The sequence below is a fragment of the Klebsiella michiganensis genome, assembly GCA_000963575.1.
Classification (GTDB): Bacteria; Pseudomonadota; Gammaproteobacteria; order Enterobacterales; family Enterobacteriaceae; genus Cedecea; species Cedecea michiganensis_A.
The window spans coordinates 939034-960794 of record CP011077.1 but is presented as its reverse complement, the minus strand read 5'-3'; the positions used below and the strand labels follow the sequence as shown (position 1 = coordinate 960794).

Annotated in this window: 15 protein-coding genes; 9 read left to right on the top strand and 6 right to left on the bottom strand. The window is 59.1% G+C overall.

The window, feature by feature from the left end; translation table 11 throughout:
* Positions 1-117 precede the first annotated feature (117 nt).
* From VW41_04475 to VW41_04455, 5 genes are read left to right on the top strand one after another with little or no spacing between them, the layout of a single operon-like run.
* Entirely contained in the window at positions 118-1821 is a 1704-nt protein-coding gene (locus VW41_04475) for an ABC transporter substrate-binding protein (GenBank protein AJZ88347.1), read from the top strand.
* 53 nt (positions 1822-1874) lie between these two features.
* Positions 1875-2834: a diguanylate cyclase gene (locus VW41_04470; GenBank protein ID AJZ88346.1), complete on the top strand. Its 960-nt coding sequence runs from the start codon at positions 1875-1877 to the stop codon at positions 2832-2834.
* Complete coding sequence (locus tag VW41_04465; protein AJZ88345.1) at positions 2834-3781, top strand: peptide ABC transporter permease; 948 nt, start codon at positions 2834-2836, stop codon at positions 3779-3781. Before VW41_04470 ends, VW41_04465 begins: the two co-directional genes overlap by 1 nt.
* Positions 3778-4758: a peptide ABC transporter ATPase gene (locus tag VW41_04460; protein ID AJZ88344.1), complete on the top strand. Its 981-nt coding sequence runs from the start codon at positions 3778-3780 to the stop codon at positions 4756-4758. The genes VW41_04465 and VW41_04460 overlap by 4 nt, the downstream gene beginning before the upstream one ends.
* Positions 4755-5720, top strand: a complete 966-nt coding sequence (locus tag VW41_04455; GenBank protein AJZ88343.1) for a peptide ABC transporter substrate-binding protein — start codon at positions 4755-4757, stop codon at positions 5718-5720. The genes VW41_04460 and VW41_04455 overlap by 4 nt, the downstream gene beginning before the upstream one ends.
* A 9-nt stretch (positions 5721-5729) precedes the next feature.
* Here VW41_04455 and VW41_04450 read toward each other — a convergent pair whose 3' ends face one another.
* From VW41_04450 to VW41_04435, 4 genes are read right to left on the bottom strand one after another with little or no spacing between them, the layout of a single operon-like run.
* Positions 5730-7349, bottom strand: coding sequence for a cyclic peptide transporter (locus tag VW41_04450; GenBank protein ID AJZ88342.1), 1620 nt, complete (start codon positions 7347-7349; stop codon positions 5730-5732).
* Positions 7350-7382: 33 nt separating this feature from the next.
* The gene (locus VW41_04445; protein AJZ88341.1) at positions 7383-9380 is read right to left on the bottom strand and encodes a fecCD transport family protein; all 1998 of its coding nucleotides are present in this window, start codon (positions 9378-9380) and stop codon (positions 7383-7385) included.
* Complete coding sequence (locus VW41_04440) at positions 9373-10233, bottom strand: ABC transporter substrate-binding protein (GenBank protein ID AJZ88340.1); 861 nt, start codon at positions 10231-10233, stop codon at positions 9373-9375. The genes VW41_04445 and VW41_04440 overlap by 8 nt, the downstream gene beginning before the upstream one ends.
* 4 nt (positions 10234-10237) lie before the next feature.
* Complete coding sequence (locus tag VW41_04435) at positions 10238-12370, bottom strand: TonB-dependent receptor (GenBank protein ID AJZ88339.1); 2133 nt, start codon at positions 12368-12370, stop codon at positions 10238-10240.
* 180 nt (positions 12371-12550) lie between these two features.
* On the opposite strand from VW41_04435, the gene VW41_04430 reads away from it, so the two are divergent.
* The 3 genes from VW41_04430 (at position 12551) to VW41_04420 (ending at position 15718) form a co-directional block, all read left to right on the top strand.
* A complete protein-coding gene (locus VW41_04430) occupies positions 12551-13315 on the top strand; it encodes an AraC family transcriptional regulator (GenBank protein AJZ88338.1) in 765 nt (254 codons plus the stop codon).
* A gap of 64 nt (positions 13316-13379) precedes the next feature.
* Positions 13380-15002 (top strand): histidine kinase, encoded by a 1623-nt coding sequence (locus tag VW41_04425; protein ID AJZ88337.1) that lies wholly within the window; start codon positions 13380-13382, stop codon positions 15000-15002.
* Entirely contained in the window at positions 14999-15718 is a 720-nt protein-coding gene (locus VW41_04420; protein AJZ88336.1) for a transcriptional regulator, read from the top strand. The genes VW41_04425 and VW41_04420 overlap by 4 nt, the downstream gene beginning before the upstream one ends.
* Here the strand turns inward: VW41_04420 and VW41_04415 are convergent.
* The gene (locus tag VW41_04415; GenBank protein AJZ88335.1) at positions 15699-16667 is read right to left on the bottom strand and encodes a thiamine biosynthesis protein ApbE; all 969 of its coding nucleotides are present in this window, start codon (positions 16665-16667) and stop codon (positions 15699-15701) included. The genes VW41_04420 and VW41_04415 overlap by 20 nt on opposite strands.
* Before the next feature lie 177 nt (positions 16668-16844).
* A complete protein-coding gene (locus VW41_04410; GenBank protein ID AJZ88334.1) occupies positions 16845-19625 on the bottom strand; it encodes an NADH:flavin oxidoreductase in 2781 nt (926 codons plus the stop codon).
* A gap of 619 nt (positions 19626-20244) precedes the next feature.
* On the opposite strand from VW41_04410, the gene VW41_04405 reads away from it, so the two are divergent.
* Entirely contained in the window at positions 20245-21756 is a 1512-nt protein-coding gene (locus VW41_04405; GenBank protein AJZ88333.1) for a citrate:succinate antiporter, read from the top strand.
* Positions 21757-21761 lie beyond the last annotated feature (5 nt).

Sequence of the window (21761 nt, the reverse complement as noted above, 5' to 3'; positions counted from 1 at the left end):
GCAAAGGAACAAATCGCTATATGGCATAGCGTTTCGTTGTTAGACAGGCAGTATCGCGGCTTTTATCTTTCGTCATGATTTGTAAATTTTACAGCAAAAAATCTTGAGGGAATGCTATTGGCCAGGTTACTTGACGCATTACAAACAAAACCCACGCGCTTTCGCCTGGCATTACAGGCGGCCCTGATTAGCAGCGTGGTCGCTTTCTCCGGCGCGGCGGCGGCAGATGACATCTTAAAAGAGGGCATTACCCCCGCCACCGACGCCAGCCAAATCCCGGCCACGGCTAAGCTGCGCAAAGACACCGTGGTCGCCGGGATTTCTGAACCTCAGGGGATCTTCAACCCTTACTTCTTTGTTAACGGCTGGGATGAAAACGTCACCAACGTCATTTTCTCGCGCCTGATTGACTGGGACAGCCACGGCAATCTGGTTCCCGGCCTCGCCGAAAGCTGGAAAATCAGCCCGGATGGCAAAGTCTATACCATCAAACTGCGCCCTGGCCTGGCCTTTAGCGACGGCTCCCCGCTCACCGCCGAAGACGTCGCGTTCACGCTCACCGTGCTGTATGACCCGAAATATGACGGCGATACCGACATTACGCTTGCCAACATCGCGGGCGGTGCCGAATACAAAGCCGGGAAAGCCGACAGCGTCAGCGGCCTGAAAGTTATCGATCCGCTCACGCTGCAGGTCACCACCACCCAGCCGGGCGCCACCACGCTGGGCAAGATTGGCGGCCCGGTGCTGTCGAAGGCGTACTACGGCAAAGGCTACCAGCGCGGCAACCTGGACTACCTGCGTACCCTGCACGGTAAACCGCTGGGCAACGGCCCGTATGTTTATGAGAAATACATCCCGGGCCAGGAAATTCGTTTCCACGCCAACACCCATTTCTACCGCGGCACGCCGCCAACGCCGCGCTTTATCTACCGCGTGACTAACCCGGCCACCAACTTCCAGCTGTTCCAGACGGGTGAGACGGATTACGACGCCTTTACTTCCCGCCCGGACGATATCGAGCAGCTGAAAATGCTGGGCTTCGCCAATATCAATCTCTTTGGCTCCAGCGACTACAGCAAAGTTGAATTCAACGTTCGCCGCCCGGCGCTGCAGGACGTAAAAGTTCGCCAGGCGCTGATCTATGGCCTGGATCGCCAGAAGCTGATCGACGTGGTTTACCAGGGCTACGGCACGGTCGCCAACGAACCCATCTCGCCTATCTCCTGGGCTTATAACCCGGAAGGCGTGAACCCGTATAAATTCGATCCGACGCAGGCGAAAAAGCTGCTGGATGAAGCCGGCTGGAAACCTGGCCCGGACGGTATCCGCGTGAAGGACGGCAAGCGTCTGGAGCTGACGCTGCTGGTCAGCAAAAAAGTGCTGAACGACGCGCTGATCCCTATCGCCAAAGAAAACTGGCAGCAAATCGGCGTCCTGCTGAAGCCGCAGGTTGTTGATTTCAACGCCCTGATGGCCCAGCGCAAAGCGGGCAATTACGATCTGGCCTCCTTCAGCACCAGCACGCTGAACGATCCGCACGACGGCGTCTGGGACTTCTACAGCAATGAAGCGAAAGCCTCCGGCTACAGCAATGCGCAGGTCGATAAGCTGATAAACGAAGGCAACGCCACGCTGGATGAAGAGAAGCGTAAAGCTATCTACCACGAGCTGTATAAGGTGCTGGCTGCGGATCCACCGGCGATTCTGCTCGGCAACCGCAAAATCCTGTCCGCCAGCAGCGCCCGCGTCACAGGCTTTAAGCCGGACATCTACAACGGCCTGACCGGCAGCCTGCCGGATGTGAAAATCGTTAAGTAACGCAGTAACCCTCGCCGTCGCCCTTTTACCGGGGCGGCGGCAGTGAGAACGTAATGAAAAATTTTATTCTGCGCCGCCTGCTGCAAACCCTGCCGATGCTGCTGCTCACCTCGTTGATTATCTTTATGCTGTTCGCGAAAACGCCCGGCGATTTTATCGACGGCAATATTACGCTGACCGCCGCCCGCGTCGCCGAGCTAAAGGCCATTTACGGCCTCGATCAGCCGCTGTTCACCCGCTATATCCACTGGCTTGGTCAGCTTATGACCGGCAACCTGGGCTTCTCTTTGCAGTACCAAATTCCCGTTAGCCAGCTGCTGAACCAGTACATCTGGAACTCTTTCCTGCTGGCCTCCATCGCGCTGGTGTTCTACTGGGGCATTGGCCTGGCGGTGGGGATTGTTTCGGCCATGAGGCCCAATTCGCTGTTTGACCACCTGGTGAGCGTGCTGGTGTTCGCCGCCATGTCCTTCCCGACCTTTTTCCTCTGCCTGTTGCTTATCAAATGGTTCGCGGTGGATCTGCACTGGCTGCCGGTTGGCGGCATGACCACTACCGGCAGCGACGCCACCGGCTGGGCCTATATCATTCAGGTTGCCGCGCACCTTGTGCTACCGGTCCTGGCGCTGGTGATGCTGCAGGCGGGCAGCCTGACGCGCTACTTCCGCGCCAGCATGCTGGACGTAGTGAAAATGGACTTTATCCGCACCGCCCGGGCCAAAGGCCTGCGCGAGCGCACCGTGATCCTCAAGCACGCCCTGCGCAACGCGCTGCTGCCGATTATCACCCTGCTGGGCTTTGAGCTACCGGGGCTGTTTTCAGGCGCGATCATTACCGAAAAGGTCTTTAACTGGCCGGGCGCCGGCCACATTCACATTGATTCCCTCGCCGCCCGTGATTACCCGGTACTGATGGGCTTCACGCTGTTTCTGGCGGGGCTGACCATCCTCGGCAACCTGATTGCCGATGTGCTTTACGCGTGGGCCGACCCGCGCATTCGGGTGAGGTCGTGATGTTAAGCTCTCTGTTTTCGACAAACCGCCGTCTGCGCAAGGCGGAAATCCCGGCGCTGGCGCAGGTCACGCCTTCACCGTGGCGTCAGGCCTGGCAAGCGCTTCGGCGCAACCGCCTGGCGATGTTGTGCCTGATTTTGCTGATAGTAATGGCGGTGTGGTGCGCGTTTGGGCCGCTCTGGTCGCCGTGGAAGGACGACGCCACCGACGCCCTGATGATCAACAAACCGCCGGGCGAAATACACTGGCTGGGCACCGACTTCCTCGGGCGCGACGTCTACACCCGCCTGCTGCTGGCCGGGCGCATCTCGTTGATTATCGGCCTGCTGACCATGCTGCTCTCGGTCACCCTCGGCTACCTGCTCGGGGCGGTTTCAGGTTATCTCGGCGGCTGGGCCGATAAGCTGATTATGCGTCTGGCAGACCTGGTGATGACCATCCCCAGCCTGCCGCTGCTGATCGTCGCGGGCGCCATGCTGTCGGAACTCGACTTCTCGCCGGACTCACGCATTTACATGGTGGTTATCATGCTGAGCCTGCTGGAGTGGCCAAAGCTGGCGCGCCTGGTGCGCGGGCAAATCCTCTCCCTGCGCGAGCGCGACTTTATGCTGGCGACACGCGTATTGGGCCTTTCTGCCCGCCGCCGCCTGTTCGGGCACTTGCTGCCGAATACCATTCCAATTCTGGTGGTGATGGCAACCATGGCCGTCGCCAACGCTATTCTGATGGAGTCCGCCCTGAGCTACCTTGGCCTCGGCGTCGTGCCGCCCACCCCTTCCTGGGGCAACATGATGGACAGCGCCAACAGCCTGATCGACTTCCAGCGCCGCCCGTGGCTGTGGATGCCGCCGGGTATCGCTATTTTTATCACCGTGATCGCGATTAACGTGCTGGGCGATGGCCTGCGCGATGCGTTGGATCCGAAAATGAAACGAGGCGCAAAATGAACGAAGCGCTGATTGAATTTAACCATCTCTCCCTCTCCTTTGCCGGAGAGCAGGGGCGCGTTCGTGCCGTGCAGGACGTGTCGTTTACCGTTCGCGCCGGGCAAACCGTCGGCGTCGTCGGTGAGTCCGGCTGCGGTAAAAGCGTGACCGCCATGTCGCTGATGGGGCTGCTGCCTCCGCAGGCGGCGCGGATTGACGGCGGCGAGATCCTGTTTCAGGGGAAAAACCTGCTCGGCCTTAAGCCTGCGCAAATGGCAGATTTACGCGGCAACGAGCTGGCGATGATTTTCCAGGAGCCGATGACCGCCCTGAATCCGGTGCTGACTATCGGCGATCAGCTCTGCGAGCCGCTGATCCGCCACCGGGGCGAAACGCCCAAAGCCGCCTGGCATCTGGCGATGCAAATGCTGACCGACGTCGGGCTGGCGCGAGCGGAAAGCCTGATGGCCAGCTATCCGCACCAGCTTTCCGGCGGGATGCTGCAGCGCGTGATGATCGCCATGGCGCTGAGCTGCCGCCCAAAGCTGCTGATCGCCGATGAGCCGACGACGGCGCTCGACGTCACCGTCCAGGCGCAGATCCTACGCCTGTTGCGGGATCAGGCGCGTCAGCACCGTATGGCGCTGATGCTGATCACCCACGATCTCGGCGTAATTGCCCAGATGGCGGAACACGTCGTGGTGATGTACGCCGGACGTATCGTCGAACAGGGGCCCACGGCGGAGGTACTCCGCCATCCGCTGCACCCGTATACCCAAGGGCTGATCGCTTCCCGGCCCGTCCCCGGCGAGCGCCGCCGCAGGCTCTATTCCATCCCCGGCCAGGTGCCTGATTTAGCCGCCCTGCCGCCTTACTGCGCCTTTACCGATCGCTGCGAACGCGCCACCGATCGCTGCCGGCGGGGCATTCCGGCACTGCTCGGCCAGCAGCGGCAGGCCGCCTGTTTTCACAGTGAGTTAGCGGAGTCCGTATCGTGAACACTCAGTACGTTATTGAAGTCGAAGGACTCAAAAAATATTTTCCGCTGCGCGACGGCCTGTTCGGCCAGCAAACCGGCGAGCTGCGCGCAGTCGACGGCGTTAGCTTTCACATTCGCCAGGGCACCATTTTCGGCCTGGTGGGCGAGTCAGGCAGCGGGAAAACCACCGTCGGACGCACCTTGCTCGGCCTGTATGACAAAACCGCCGGCAGCGTGAAGTACCGCGGCCAAGAACTGAGTGAACTGAGCGCCAAGGCGTCGCGGGCGCTGCGCCCTAAAATCCAGCTGGTATTTCAGGATCCTTATAGTTCGCTAAACCCGCGCATCCGCGTGGGCGATGCCATTGGCGAAGCGATGCTGGAGCACAAGCTGTGTACCCGCGCAGAACTGCGGGACAAAGTGCTGGAAGTGATGAAGATTTGCGGCCTGGCGCCGCAGCACTACAACCGCTTCCCGCATGAGTTTTCCGGCGGCCAGCGTCAGCGCATTGGCATCGCCCGCGCGCTGATCCTTAACCCCGATTTTATTATTGCGGACGAACCCATTTCGGCGCTCGACGTTTCCATTCAGGCGCAGATCATTAACCTGTTTTCCGATCTGCGTGATGAACGCGGCGTGACGTTCCTGTTTATCTCGCACGATCTGGGCGTGGTGGAGCACCTGTGCGACGACGTGGCGGTGATGTATCTCGGTCAACTGGTGGAAACCGCCAGCCGCGATACACTGTTCAGCCGACCGCTGCACCCTTACACACAGGCGCTGTTGGCCGCGGTCCCGACGCTGGATCCGGACAGCGAGCCAGTGGCCGCTATTCAGGGCGAAATCCCCGATCCCTCTCGCCCACCTTCCGGCTGCCGCTTCTCCTCGCGCTGCCCGCAGGTCACCGACCGATGCCGCCAGGAAGTCCCGGGGCTGCGTGAAGTGGGCGACGCTCACCGCGTCGCGTGTCATTTGGTTTAGCGCTGCGATTCAGGCAGACAGCGGCCTGAGCACGCTGTCTGCCACCACTTGCCCGGACTCCAGCTTAATCAACCTGTCCGCCAGCGGGAAATAGCGGTCGTCGTGGGTAATGGCGAGCACCGTTTTCCCTTCCGCTTTCAGCATCGGCAACAGTACTTTGTAGAACACTTCTTTGAAGCCGGGATCCTGATCCGCCGCCCACTCATCAAACAGGTAAAAAGGCCGGTTCTCCAGCCAGGCCTGCAGCAGCGCGAGGCGCTTACGCTGCCCCTGAGACAGCGCCGTGGTTGAGAAACGCCCGTCCCGGAAGGCCACTTTGTGATCCAGCTTCAGCAGGTGCAGCAGCTTGTCTACTTGATCCGCCGTGCGCTCGTGAACGTTATCCACGTCATCAAACAGGAAGAAATCATTAAACACCACGGCGAAGTGCTGGCGGTAGATTTCACGCTGCTCGGGCGTTATCGGCCTGCCGTTGAGCCGGAGGTCACCGCTGTCCGGGGGATAAAGGCCAACCAGCAGGTTAGCCAGCGTGGTTTTCCCGCTGCCGTTGCCGCCCACCAGAAACACAAGCTCGCCCTGGGTGAAACGAAGATTAAGCGGCCCGAGGGTAAAACGCTCCCCCTCTTCGCCCTGATATTCGTAGCAAATATCGGCCAGTTCAAGGCTGTCAAACCGGGGCGGGCTTTTCAGCGGCAGCAGCTTTTCCTGCGGCAGATCGGTTTTAAGCTGGGCGATTCGCTGGAGCGCGATACGGGCGCTGGTCAGCGTCGGCAGGGCCGACAAAACGCCTTCCACCGGCACAATCATGTACAGAAAAATCATGGTGTAGCCGGTCATCACCGCCGAACTGAGCGCCAGCGACTCCCGCAGCCAGTAGAGCACCACGCCGATAAACGCGAAGAACAGCACGCTGCCCCAGCTCTTCGCCAGGCCGTAAAAAACATACCCGCGAGTGCGCTCGATGCGAACCGCCTCTATGTTCTCGCTCAGCGGCCCGTCGACGAAATGCCGCCGGCGGGGCGGGTTCAGGCGAAATTCACGCCCGCCGTCGAACAGTTTTTTACATTGGGCAATCAGCGTATCTTCCCGCTGCCGCGAGCTACGCAGCAGCCCCAGCGCTTTGCCGTGGGCGGCGCGGTAGCCCATTGCCCCCAGGGCAAGTACCAGCAGCGCCAACAGCAAAACCTGCCACGACAGCGTGCCCAGGTAGATCAGGCAGCCGACAATCGCCGCCCCGTAGATAAGCAGCCCCGGCAGGCTGACGAAAAAGACCACCAGCGTGTCGAGATCCTGGGTCAGTATCGACACCGCCTTTGCCATACCGGTTTTCTCCAGCTGGGCCCAGGCGGTTTCGCTGACGTGGTTCACCACCTGTTTACGCAGCGTGGCCTTCACTTTTTGCCCGAGCCACATAAACAGCGTTTCTGCCAGTACGCGGGTGCCCAGCATTAAGGCGGCCAGCAGCACAAACTTCAGCGCCACGTCGGCCAGCCCGCCGGGCGGCAGCGTCAGGCTATGGTTAATCACCGCCAGCAGCGAGGCGTTGCTTAACCCGCTGACCACGCTGGCAGACGCCGCCAGCACCAGCCAGCCGCCCACCAGGCGGAACAGCATCATTAACAGAGACATTGTTGCTTCCTTTTCGACATTACTCTCCCGGCGCTATTGTTGATGTGTATGCGCCCGGCTACGGATCAGCGGCCATACCAACAGCGGTACGCCAACCAGCGACGCCACCAGCCCAACGGGTAGCTGACGCGGATAAAGAAAATTGCGGCCCATCCAGTCCGCCAGCACCATAATCAGCGCGGACAGCAGCGCGGCGGTGAACAACTGCGCCATGGGCCGTTTTGCACCGGCTTTACGCGCCAGGTGTGGCCCCAGCAGCCCGACAAACGACACCGGCCCGACGATCAGCGTGGCAAGCCCGGTCATCAATGCGGCCAGCGCCAGCACGCTAATCCTTGCCCTGGCGACGTTCACGCCCAGCGAGCCGCTTACCTGCCCGAGCGGCAGCAGCAGCAGCCAGCGTTTGCACAGCGGAGAAACCGCCAGCAGCAGTAACATGGCGAAGAACACACCGATGGCGATGCCGTTATTAACGTAGTAAGTGCTGCCGGTCATCAGCTGCAACAGCATTGAGCTGGCCTGCCGGTTATTGAGCATCACGATGCTGGCTATCGCCTGGAACAGCGCGTTCAGCGCCAGGCCGTTCAGCAGCACCCGCTGCGGGTTAAAGGCGCTCTGGCGGCTGCTCCACAGCGTTACCAGCAGGCTAATTAATGCCCCGGTGGCGCTGCTGAGGATCATCAGCCCCGTCCCGCCCGTAGGGAACAGCAGCAGAAATGCCGTCACGCCCATAGCCGCCCCGCCGCCGATGCCGAGGATCTCCGGGCTTGCCAGCGGGTTGCCGCTGACGCGCTGCATCAATACGCCCGCGGCCGCCAGCAAAGCCCCGGCGCTCAATGCCGCCAGCAGGCGCGGCAGGCGCATGGGCAGCAGAGCGGGTTGTTCTGCCAGAGTTGTCCAGTGCCAGCCGTGCAGCCCCTGGCCGACAAACAGCGACAGCACAATAGCCACCAGCAGCAGCACAAAAGCCGTGCCCGCCGGGAAGCGCCCGCCGCCCGCTTCGCCTTCGTAAGCCGAAGGCGTGGTGTCCAGCACCTGATGCCGGGCCTTGCCCGCCAGCAGGATCAGCAGCGGCCCGCCGGTCAGGGCCGTTAACATGCCCACCGGCAGCAACTGCCCGTCCAGCAGGGTGATACGGCTGACGCACAGATCGGTGAACCACAGCAAACCGGCGCCGATAAGCAGCGAGTGGCAGAGCATTTGCCGCGTGGTGCGCGCCCCGCCCAGGCGCGCCAGATGCGGGGCGGCAAGACCGATAAAACCAATCACCCCGACGCTATTAATGATTAAGGCGCTCATCACCAGCGCCAGCGCCATCGCCGCCGAACGGATCAGCAGCGGAGATGCGCCCAGGCTGCTTACCATCGCCTCCGGCAGCCTGAGCAGCGCCAGCGGGCGCAGCAACAGCAGCACAGCCAGGCCACACAGCCCGAGCCAGGGCAGAATCGCGGTCACGCCGCCCCAGTCCTGCTGCGCCAGCGACCCGCCGCCCCACATCAGCACCGACAGCAGAAAACGGTCGTTGATAACCGCCATTATCATGGTCAGCGAGCCGCACCACAGGTTGACCAGCATCCCCGCCTGAATCATCACCAGCGGCGACAGGCGCTGCCGCCAGGAAAGTAGCACAACCAGCAGCAAAGCAGACACTTCCCCGGCAATCACCACCCCGGTTCGCGCCGACAGCAGCGCCGCCGGGAACCACATCGAAGCCACGCCTAAAGCCAGCGTCGCGCCGGAGGTCATCCCGAGCGTAATCGGCTCCGCCAGCGGATTACGCAGCGCCCGCTGCATCAGCCAGCCACAGAGCGCCAGCCCCGAGCCCCCAAGCCAGGCCATCACCTGGCGCGGGAACCACATGGAATGCAGGATCACCGCCTGCGCGTCCGGCATTTGCGAGCTAAACAGCACTTTCAGGCCGGGGATAAGCCCGCCGTGCTGCGCCACGCTTTGCAGCGCCAGGACGATGCTCGCCAGCCAAAGCACGACAATCAGCAGCCAGGAGGCCATCGTTTTTCCCGTCTCAGCCATGCCGCCACCCCGCCACAATTTGTCCCAGCGCCTCGGCAATGCGCGTGGCCGTCACCAGCGCGCCGCCGGAATTGAATTTTTGCGCCGGGAAGGCCATCTCAGGCTGGGACGTGAGCGGCAGCCGCTGCCAAAGCAGCGAACTTTGCCAGCGTTGGATCAGCGGCCATTGCCCGTCCTCCGGCAAAAGAATCAGCCCGGCATTATCTGCGCCAATGCGCGTTAACTCGACCATCGCTTCTCCCTGCGCGTTAACGCCGCCGCGCCAGGCATTGCTGAAACCACAGCGGGTCAGCACATCTCCGGCGAGACTGCCTGTGCCGTACAGCCGCATATGCAGCGCGTCTACCGGCGTGGCGATAAACAGCGGGCGTGGATAAGTCACGGCAGAGTCCCGGGCATGAAGCGCAGCCTGTTCAAAAGCAGCCGTAATCTCACGAGCCTGTACTTCGCGATGAAGTACAGCAGCCAGCTTATTGAGGGATATTTGCCATTCAGCAAGGCTACCGGTGGGCAGAGTTAGCGTGGAGGCAATGCGCTCCAGCTGCGGCTTAAGCAGCGCGTGGCCCGGTGTGATAACGATCAGATCTGGCTTCAGGGCGTACAGGGTTTCGAGGTTTGGCTGAAACAGCAGGCCAATATCCACCACGCTGGCGGGCAGCTCCGGCGTGCCTATCAGCTTGCGGTACCAGTCGGGTGCCGATACCGACTGCGGCGTCACGCCGAGCGCCAGAATCAGCTCGGTTAGCCCCCAGTCCAGCACCGCCAGGCGCTGCGGAGGCCCGGAAACGGCACCAGCCGCCCCGATAAACGGAGCGGCCAGCGCGAAGGTCAGGAAACGTCTGCGGGAGAGCATTCGCTTACCACTGGTAGCTTAAGGTAGCCACGTACTGACGCTTAACCGCGTACTCACAGCCGTTGTTCTGGCAGGCGGCGAGGTAAGTTTTGTTCGTCAGGTTGGCGGCGTTAAGCGCGACCTGCCACTGGCGATACTGCCAGCCGATGCGGGCGTCATACACCGTAGCGCCCGGCACCTGCAGCGAGTTATCGGTTGTGGCGTAACTTGGGCCGACATAACGCACGCCACCGCCGAGGGAGAAACCATCCAGCGGGCCGCTGAACGCGTACTGGCTCCAGAGCTTAGCCAGGTTGCGGGAAATGCCCGTCGGGTGCTTGCCTTCGCTGCCGTCGTTCGCCTTCAGCACTTCCGGGTCGGTCAGCGAGTAAGAGGCGAGGATCTGCCAGGCTGGCGTGACGTTCACTTTGCCTTCCAGTTCGATCCCACGGGAGCGGATCTCCCCGGTCTGCACGCTGTAGTTCACGTGATCGGGATCCGGCGTGGCGACGTTGGTCTGACGCAGATCGAACAGCGCCAGGGTAAACAGCGCGTCCATTCCGACCGGATCGTACTTCAGCCCGACTTCGGTCTGCTTGCCTTTGGTTGGCTTAAACGCATTGCCGTTAAAGTCGGTCCCGGCGCTCGGTACAAACGAAGTGGAATAGCTGATATACGGCGCAATGCCGTTATCAAAGTGGTACAGCAGCCCCGCGCGGCCGGTGGTGGCGTAGTCGTTGCGCGTCTGGTGAGTACCGTCCAGCAGGTTGGTGGCTTTGGTTTGCGCGCTGTCGTAGCGCCCCGCCAGGCTCAGCATCCAGTTGTTCAGCGCCATCTGATCCTGCAGATAAAGCCCCGTTTGATCCATCGTCGAATGGCTGTTGCTGGTAAACGCCGGGATCTCCACCGGTGTGCTGTAATCCGGGTTGAGGTAATTCAGCGGCGAAGCGTCGCCGTAGCCCGCCTGGCTGCGCACCGAGGAGTGCATCACGTCCACGCCGAGCAGCGCGGTGTGCGACACCGGGCCGGTATCGAAGCGGAATTCAGCCTGGTTATCTGCCGCAAAGTTACTCATCGTCTCGGTGAGGTTCATGGAGTAACGGTCAACCAGCGGCTGGGTTGGGTAAGTCCCGAACGGATACACCATACGGTAGTCGGCGCTGCTGCTGATGTAGCGCACATTCTGGCGTAGCGTGACGTTGTCGTTCAGCTCGGTACGGAACTGATAGCCGATGCTGCCCTGCCTGCGGGTGTAGGTATCAAAGCCCGGCTGGCCGCCGTAGAAATGGGTGCTGATGTTGCCGTTCGGGTTGTTCACCAGCGTGCCTTTCATCGGCAGCATATTGTAGAAGCCGGTATCGGGATCCTGACGCAGCTGCGCCAGCAGCGTCAGGCTGGTGCGGTCGTTTGGCTGCCAGGTCACGGACGGGGCAATATCGTAGTGCTGGTAGCGGGTGTGATCGACCTGAGTTTTGGTGTCGAAGAAGGTGCCCGCGACGCGGCCCAGCCACTCTTTGCTGTCGGTCAGCGGGCCGGTGACGTCAAAGCCGGTGCCAAACTGGCTGTTATTCCCGGCGCTGACGTAAACCTGGCCTCCCGGCTGGGCCTGCGGCGTTTTGCTGACAAGGTTCACCACGCCGCCGGGGTTCGCCTGGCCGTAGAGCACCGAGGCTGGCCCTTTGACCACTTCAATGCGGGAGAGCAGGAACGGGTCCCACGCCGGACGGCTCCACCAGGCTTCACGCGGCAGGCGCAGGCCGTCCAGATATTCGTCGGCTTCAAAGCCGCGCACCATGATAGTGTCAAAACGGGTATCCGGGCCGGCATCTTCCGACGAGACGCCCGCGACATAGCGCAGCGTCTGGGGAATGTTTTTTGCCGCCATAGCCGCGATTTGCGCCTGCGTCACCACCGAAATACTCTGCGGCGTGCGGCTAATCAGCGAGCTGGATTTCGTCCCCGCTACCGCGTCGTGTGCCACCACGCTGGTTTCATCTTCCTGCCCGGAAGAAGAAGGCGCTGTGGCCGTGACTACCATCGTGCTGTCCTGTGCCGCCGGTTTGTCCGCTGCATGGGCAAAGCCCGCGCACGCCGCAAAGACCGCACAACTTAACGCCTTTAAAGGCATGTTCCCGTTTACCCATCCGCCCTGTTTCATATCGACCGTATCATGTTATAAGAAGAGGATCGAAATGATAATTATTCACCTTTAAAAGAGAAGAGCACCCGTGGCAGAATAGCGCGACCTGATGGGGATATATCGCAAAGCGGACAGAGATTGTCTTAACGCGCTACTGCATCATGAAATGGCGAGAATCGGACGAACGGCAGGCAACACATGATAAAGCAATTCACACAGCAGAGTCCGCAGGAAGCGTTTCTGGAAGTACGAGAACTCCATTATAGCGCAGGAAGCCAGGAGCCGTTTCACGCGCACGAACAGGGCCAACTGATTTACCCGGTCAGCGGTGTGGCAAAAATACGCAGCGAGCAAAACGTCTGGGTGGTGGCCCCTGGCCACGCACTTTGGCTCCCCGGGCGCCTGCCTCACGGCCTGGAAGCCATCGGCAACGTGGTCACCCACAATCTCTACATGACGCCTGCCGCTTCTGCCGCGTTCAGCCGCCACAGCCGCAGCCTGGCCGTCACGCCGCTGTTTCAGTCCCTGACCGCCGCTGGTCTGGAAAAAACCGCTGACATTCAGCGTAGCCAACTGCTGCACGACCTGCTGCACAACGAGCTACTTCGCTTGCAGGATATTGCCCTGTGCCATATCACCCTCCCCCACGACAGGCGTATTCGCCAGCTTTGCGATGCGCTGTGCAGCGACCTTTCCCAGCGGGAAACTCTGGCCTGGTGGGGCAAACAGGTGGGCGCGAGCGAAAGAACCCTGGCGAGGCTGTTCCGGGAAGAGACGCAGCTCAGCTTTACCGAATGGCGGCAGCAAATGCACCTGGTGGAAGCGGTCTGCCACCTTGCCCGCGGCACCACCATTAGCAATCTCTCCAGCACCCTCGGTTACGCCAGCAGCAGCGCGTTTATCGCTATGTTCAGGAAAAAGCTGGGCGTTTCCCCGCAGAGGTATATTGGCCGCTATCTCTGACACGGCTTTTACAATCCGGTTCCATCGGCGATAATCACCGTTTGCGCCCCGGACCGGAACACCCATGAGCGACACAAAGCCCCCGCAAACGACGGCAAAACGCCCGATGAAACTCAGCACCTCGGTGACGCTGATGCTGTGCGCCGTTATCGGCTCGGTGCTGCTTGTGGTTTACGCCCTGTACTTTATCCAGATAAGCAACGCCACCCGCAGCGGCCTGAAAGATACCGCGCTGGCGGTGGCGCGAACCCTGGCCGATGATCCGACCATCAAATACGGACTGACGCAGCCCCACAGCAAAGACATCATTCCTCCCGTGGCCTCCCGCGTGCAGGAGCGTAACGACCTACTGTTCGTGGTGGTAACCGACATGAACGGCATTCGCTACTCGCACCCCAAGCCCGGCAATATCGGCTCGCATTTTATTGGCGACGACATTTTCCCGGCGCTGGAGGGCAAAGAGAATGTCTCAATCAACCACGGCGTGCTGGCGGAAGCCCTGCGCGTTTTTACGCCGGTCTATAACGAGCAGCATAAGCAGATAGGCGTAGTCGCCATCGGCATTTCGCTTAGCAAAGTGGATGAACAGATCAGCAAGAGCCGCTGGAGCGTGCTGTGGACGGTGTTATTTAGCGCCCTGTTCGGTTCACTCGGCACCTGGGTGCTGGTGCGCGTGCTAAAACGCATTCTGTTCGGCTTCGAGCCGTATGAAATCTCCGCGCTGTTCGAGCAGCGCCAGGCGATGCTGCAGTCCGTCAAAGAGGGCATTATCGCCGTCGACCGCGAAGGCCGGGTGACGCTCATCAACCACGCGGCGCGCAAAATGCTGCTCTCCCCGGACGATTTCCGCCTCGGCAAAACCGTGCCGCCGGGGCCGCTGGTGGCCACGCTGTGCGAAGTGCTTCATACCGGCGCGTCGATTCAGGATCGGCAAATTATCAGCTACGGCCGCCTGGTCTTGTGTAATGCGGTCCCAATTCGTATAAATAATCAGGTGATCGGCGCCATCAGCACCTTCCGCGACAAGACTGAAATCAATTTGTTGACTCAGCGTGTAGATGGCATGGTGAATTATGTCGACGCGCTGCGCGAGCGCTCACACGAATTTATGAATAAGCTGCACGTCATTCTTGGCCTGCTGCAGCTTAAACATTACGACAAGCTTGAAGAGTACATTCTGCAAACCGCCAGCAATTACCAGACGGAAATCGGCACGCTGCAGAGCAAAATTAAGTCGCCGGTGATTGCCGGGTTCCTGATTGGCAAGATTAACCGCGCGCGGGAAGCGGGCCACCATCTGGCGCTGGCCGAAGAATGCCAGCTCCCGGACAACCCGAACGAACTTCAGGTGATGGCGCTGATTACCGCGCTGGGCAACCTGATAGAAAACGCGCTGGACGCAATGGCAGGCCAGCCCGATGGTGAAGTGGGCGTCCTGCTGCACTACCAGAACGGCGTGCTAAGCGTCGAGGTCAGCGACGACGGGCCGGGCATCGATCCGGACCACATTCAGTCTATTTTTGACAAAGGCTACTCCACCAAAGGCGAGCAGCGTGGCGTGGGGCTGTTCCTCGCCAGGCAGCAACTTGAGCGCCTTGGCGGCAGCATTCAGGTGGAGTCAGAACCCGGTGTCTTCACCCAGTTTTTTGTGCAGTTACCCTGGGATAGTGAAAGGAACAATGCGTGATTAATGTCTTAATTGTTGATGATGATGCGATGGTCGCGGAGCTTAACCGCGCCTACGTCAGCCAAATCCCGGGCTTTAGCTGCTGCGGTTCCGCCTCCACGCTGAAACAGGCGCGAGAGATGGTCGGCAACCCGGAGCTAAAAATAGATCTGATCCTGCTGGACGTTTATATGCAGCAGGACAACGGCCTGGATCTGCTGCCAACCCTGCGTGAAGCGGGGAAAACCATCGATGTGATTGTTATCTCGTCGGCGGCGGACGCGGCCACTATCCAGAAGTCGATGCACTATGGCGTGGTGGATTACCTGATTAAACCATTCCAGTTCCCGCGCTTTGAAGAAGCGTTAACCAACTGGCGTGAAAAGAAAAACCTGATGGGCACCCACAAATACTACGAGCAGGCAGACGTTGACCGACTGCTGCACGGAGGGTCCCCGGTGGTGGCGGACGCCAAGCGCCTGCCGAAGGGGCTGACGCCGCAAACGCTGCGCACCATTTGCCAGTGGATAGACACGCACCCGACGGAAGAGTTTTCCACCGATGAACTGGCGGCGGCGGTGAATATTTCTCGCGTATCCTGCCGTAAGTATCTGATCTGGCTTGCACAGATCAATATTCTGTTTACCAGTATTCATTACGGCATGACGGGCCGGCCGGTGTACCGCTATCGCCTGCAGGCCGAACAGCTTGGCCTGCTCAAGCAGTACTGCCAGTAACCAGCCGGTAGCTGTCATCCAGTAACGTAAAGCAGAACTGGCTGGCGGAAGAGAGAATAATCTCTCGCTGTTTAGTCACAAAAATCGCCTCTATATCGGGGCGATTTGCCAGCGCCGCACAGCCCTTTTCGACTCCCATCCCGTAAATCAACGTCGTCCAGATATCCCCGTCGAGGGAGTCGGTAGACACAATTGTCACGCTATCCAGGTCGTTGTCCAGCGGGTAACCGGTGCGCGGGTCGAGAATATGGTGATAGCGCTTGCCATCCAGCTCGAAATAGCGCTCGTAGACGCCGGATGTCACCACCGATTTGTTCGCCACCTCAATCACGCCCAGCATCTCTTCCGGCCCGCTAAACGGCTTTTTCAGCCCGATGGACCAGCCGCCATCCGGCGAGCCCAGCGTCTGCACGTTGCCACCGAGGTTAATCAGCCCCTGCTCCACGCCCTGCCGCTGCAGGAAGTCGCGTACGCGGTCGGCGATGTAGCCCTTGGCTATCGCGCCCAGATCGATCTCCATCCCGCTGTGCGCCAGATAAACACTGCCTTCGGCTTCGTCCAGCACCACCTGATGCGGCTGCGTGCGCGGCAGCAGAGCGGCGATATCCTGTGGCGGTGGAACGCTGTCGCCCTTGAAACCAATCTTCCAGCGCTTCACCAGTGGGCCAATGGCCAGATTAAAAATACTGTCGGGAAACTGGCTGGCGGCTTTGGCGCATTTGATTAGCTCAAACACGGGGCGGCTGACGGTGACCGGGTGCTTACCTGCGGCGTGATTGATGCTCATCACCTGGGATTCGGCCCGGTTCACGGTGAGCAGATCTTCGTATTGTTTGATCAGGCGGAACACCTGGGAGGCGAGCGTCTCGTTGGGTTTGAACAGCTTGAGGAGGATGGGCGAGCCCATTAAAACGGCGGAGTAGCCATAAACGCCTTCGGGTTGTGACATAGCGGCTCCTCTTAAGAAGCAAAAAACGGGTCAATTAGTCTATACCAACAGGCGTAATCGTTGCTGACAGTTTGACCCAGGACTGCGCGGAAAAACCGGAGCGTACACGCGGTACGTGAGGATTTTGAGCACAGCCCGGGGCCAAAATGGCAAATAAGATAGCCTGTAGAGAGACTGTTAGCGTTTTGCCCAGCTTGCCGCCTGATGGCCCGCCTGAGTACCAAAGACAATAATATCCGCCACTGCGTTACCGCCGATGCGGTTACCGCCGTGAATACCACCGGCCACCTCACCCGCCGCGAATGCGCCAGGGATAACCTGATGCTGTTTATCCAGCACTTCGGTTTCGGCATTGATGGTCACGCCGCCCATGGTGTGGTGCACCCCTGGGGCAATACGGATGGCGTGGAACGGGCCATCTTTAATCGGGTTACGCAGCGCGGTTTTACGACCAAAATCTTCGTCGTACTGATTTTCCACGAAGCCGTTGTAACGCTCAAGCGTGGCGAGGAAGGTGTGGTAATCCATCCCCAGTTTCTCCGCCAGTTCGCGTGGACCTTCGGCGCTGACCACAAAGCCTTTGGCGATATACTCGTCTGCCGCTTTGTTTTTGGCGCGAACGTTCTCGTCGAACACGATGTACGCGTATTTCTCCGGCAGCGCGATAATCTGCGCCGACACTTTATCGCGGGTTTCCATCTCGTTGAAGAAGCGGCTGCCTTTTTGGTTCACAAGGATGGCGCCGCCGCCGCGAATGGACTCGGAAATCAGGTACGAGGTGGTTTGCTCCACGGTTGGGTGAATCTGAATTTCGCCCATATCCACGGTGCCGGCACCCAGTTTTTCCAGCAGCGCGATGCCGCCGCCCGTTGCACCTTTGTGGTTAGTGGTGACAAATCCTTCCAGATCCGGACGGTATTTCACCACCATCTGGCTGTTGGCGCTGAAGCCGCCGGTCGCCACAATCACGCTTTTCGCGTGGATGGTCAGCGCTTCGTTTTCATCCGTCAGCAGCGCCACGCCGCTGACCGCGCCCTGGTCAAACAGGATTTCCGTGACCGCCGTTTCCATCAGTACATCGATGCTGCGCTTGTTGATGTTACGCAGCAGGCCGCTTATCAGGTAGCCGCCAACCGCCGATCCGTCGCGTGGACGGTGGGTACGGTCAATGCTCATCCCGCCGGTGGTGGTGATGTCGTTCAGCATGATGCCGCGATCCGCCAGCCACTCAATCGCCTGCGGGGCATTTTCCACAAAGCGATGCAGCAGCTCGGGGTTGTTTTTGTTGTAGCCGCCTTTCAGCGTTTCGGCATAGAACAGCTCTTTGCTGTCGAAAATACCTTTGACGCGCTGGAAGCGGGTTTCCGCCGCGTTCATCCCGGCAGACGCCTTAACGGTGTTCCCGCCGATAGACGGCATTTTCTCAACGATGAGCACGCTGGCACCTTCGTCATGGGCCTGAATCGCCGCCGCCAGGCCCGCACCACCGCTACCAACGACAACAACATCGTAGCTCTGTGGCGCGCTAACGCCGCCGCTTTCTTCAAATGCCTGCTGTTTGCTGGATTTCACCATCGCTTTAGAAACAGCTTTTTTCACCGCTTCGCTCTGGGAAGTCGCGCCGGAAATGGCGTCCACAAACGGCGAGTTCGCGGTCAGGATGCGGGTACGAATTTCTTCGAAATGAGTGGTGAATTCAACGTCGTCCTGCGGGCCAGAAGCCAGGGCGATATCGGCGATGCGATCGCTATCGAGGCTGACGTTAATCACCAGTTGGTTAACATCGTCGCTGACGGTTTCTTCGAAAATACCAGGTTTAAATTTAGAAGCACCGCCCATACTCATGTCGCGGATCATCGCCTCGACCAGCGAGAAGCGCCACAGCGGTTCAGGGATGGTCAGCGCTTCGCGTTTGGTGCTGTCGATAAACAGATCCAGCACTTCACCGTTGGCAATGCGGGCAGCCCAGTCCGGGTAGGCAATGCAGGCGCGGCCTACGGCCACCAGATCGTAGCCGTGCTCCAGCGCGGTTTCCACGTCAGAGGCATTCACGATACCGCCCACGCCCATCACCGGGATCTGCGCCAGCGCGTCGGAACGCATTTCGCAATATTTGTTGATAAGCGGCGTCGGGTCGGTGGTGTCGTTAATAGACGGACGCAGGGAGTAGCCCAGGGAGAAGTGCAGGTAGTCCAGACCGCGCGCGGCCAGTTTTTCCAGCAGGTACATGGTGTCGTCGAAGCGAATGCCGGGGACTTCAAGCTCTTCCGGGGAGAAGCGATAGCCGATGATAAACGCATCGTCGGCGTACTGGCGCACCATCTGATGGGTGATATCCAGGACAGCGAGCGGGAACTTAGCGCGGTTATCGCGGCTGCCGCCCCATTCGTCATCGCGCTGGTTTGAGTTCGGGGAGTAGAACTGCTGGATAAGGTAGGTGTTGGCGCCGTGGATTTCCACGCCGTCGAAACCAGCCTGAATCGCACGGCGAACGGCGTCACCAAATTTAGTGACCATGCCTGCCACTTCTTCTGTGGTCAGGCCACTCGGCGTTGCGGCGCCATCGCGCGGTGCGGCCAGCGCGCTTGGGCCAACCGGCGTGCGGCCACCGATAAGTTTAGGGTCAACCATGCGGCCGCCGTGGTAAATCTGCAGCAGGGCTCTGGAGCCTTCAGCTTTAATCGCGGCGGCGATTTTCGCCAGGCCAGCAATTTTTTCGTCGGTGTCTATCCCGATAGCGCCCGGGAAAGCGAGGCCCAAATCGTCAATAAAGCAGCATTCCACCACGATGGTGCCGATGCTCCCGGCACGGACGCGGTAATACTCCACCAGCTCTTCGGTCACGGTGCCATCAAAATACCCGGTGCAGGTGGTCATCGGTGCCATTAGCAGGCGATTTTTTAACGCCGTACCGTTAGGTAAAGTAAATGGGCTTAACATGTGTTTGTCGGTGCTCATAATGTCGACTCCAAACTTTAAAATTTAAAACTGAGAATTTGGTTGCTGGCACTATTTTCGTTCTGGTTATTGGCCATTTCGCATATCAACAATATAAGACTATTTTTAGTTACCAAACTATTTACGTTAGTTTAAAAACTATTAAAGAACCGTAATAACACAATTACTCATAACGTGTTATTAATTAAAATACAAAAGATAACAGCTTATTAAATTAATATAACATTTTAGTTACCTGGCCGATATACAACACAAACACACGCCAGGCCTTGCGCGGAGCGGAATCGAGTCAGCAGCAACCATCAAAAATGACCTGAAGGCCGCATTTTTAATGATCAAACTGATAACTTTTTGCCGGAAATAACCCTGATAAAATGCGAACTATTATTTTTTAAGAAAAGAATAAACAGAATCTGTTTTTTTGATCCCGATCAATTGTCATATACCCCGAAAGCGCAATATATAATTATCCAAAGAATTTAATTCACCGCAGATAAAAAGCGATGAATGGTTATTTCCGCCGCAACCAGAAACCAACATTTAATTAATAAAGAAAGTTTAAAAACTAAAGTAAGCGGAAATAAAAACAGAATCCTTAACTCCTTATAACGGTGTCATTATGAGTGTAATAACCACCAATCTACCGCCGCTCAAAGAGAGCACTAAAAAAGCAGGCAGCAACAAACGTTGGCTGATGATGGCCCTGCCCATCATTGTGGCACTGTTGCTTATGCTGGTTCCGGTCCCGGACGGCCTGCCGCCGTACGCCTGGCACTTCTTTGCTGTCTTCGTCGGCGTCATCGTAGGGCTTATCTTCGAACCGCTGCCGGGCGCCGTTATCGGCCTGACCGGGATCGTCGTCATCTCGCTCGGCAGCCAGTGGCTTCTGTTCAGTCCCGAGCAAATGGCCGACCCGAAATTCAAGCTGGCGGGCGCCTCCTTTAAATGGGCGGTCAGCGGCTTCGGTAACTCCACCGTCTGGCTTATCTTCGGCGCATTTATGTTTGCTGCCGGTTACGATAAAACCCAGTTTGGTCGCCGCCTGGCGCTGATTCTGGTGAAATACCTTGGCCGCCGCAGCCTGACGCTGGGCTACGCCATTGCCTTCGCCGACCTGCTGCTGGCGCCGTTTACCCCGTCCAACACCGCACGTAGCGGCGGGACCATCTACCCGATTATCGCTAACCTGCCGCCGCTGTACGGCTCTAAACCTAACGATCCAAGCGCGCGTAAAATTGGTTCTTACCTGATGTGGGTGGCTATTACCGCAGCCTGTATCACCAGCTCAATGTTCCTCTCTGCGCTGGCACCTAACCTGCTGGCTCTGGCGCTGGTGAAAAGCATTGTCGGGATCAACATCTCCTGGGGTATGTGGTTCCTCGCCTTCCTGCCGCTTGGCCTGCTGTTACTGCTGACCATGCCGCTGCTGGCCTACTGGCTCTATCCGCCTGAAGTGAAAGTGAACGACGAAGTGCCTAAATGGGCAAGCCGTGAACTGGAAAAACTGGGCAAACTGTCCCGCAACGAAATCCTGCTGCTGGTGTTCGTCTGCTCCGCGCTGGTGATGTGGATCTTCGCGGCAAGCTGGATTGAACCTGCGCTTGCGGCCCTGCTGGTTATCGTCCTGATGCTGTGGACCGGCGTCCTGAACTGGAATGACATCACCAATAACAAAGCCGCGTGGAACACCTTCGTCTGGTTCGCCACCCTGGTTGCCCTGGCCGATGGCCTGTCTTCTACCGGCTTCATCTCCTGGCTGGGTAAAGAAGGCGGCGCGCTGATGACCGGTATCGCCCCAGGCACCGCGACCATTGTCCTGCTGCTGGCGTTCTACCTGCTGCACTACCTGTTTGCGAGCACCACCGCGCACACCACCGCGCTGCTGCCGGCGATGCTGACCATCGCCTCCACCATTCCGGGCATGAATATGGAAGTGTTCTGTCTGCTGATGGTGACCTCGCTGGGTATCATGGGCATCATCACCCCGTACGGTACCGGCCCAAGCCCTATCTACTACGGTAGCGGCTACCTGCCAACCAAAGATTACTGGCGCCTGGGCACCATCTTCGGCGGCCTGTTCCTGGTCGCGCTGCTGGTGATTGGTTATCCGTGGATGTCCCTGATGTTCTGATTTAA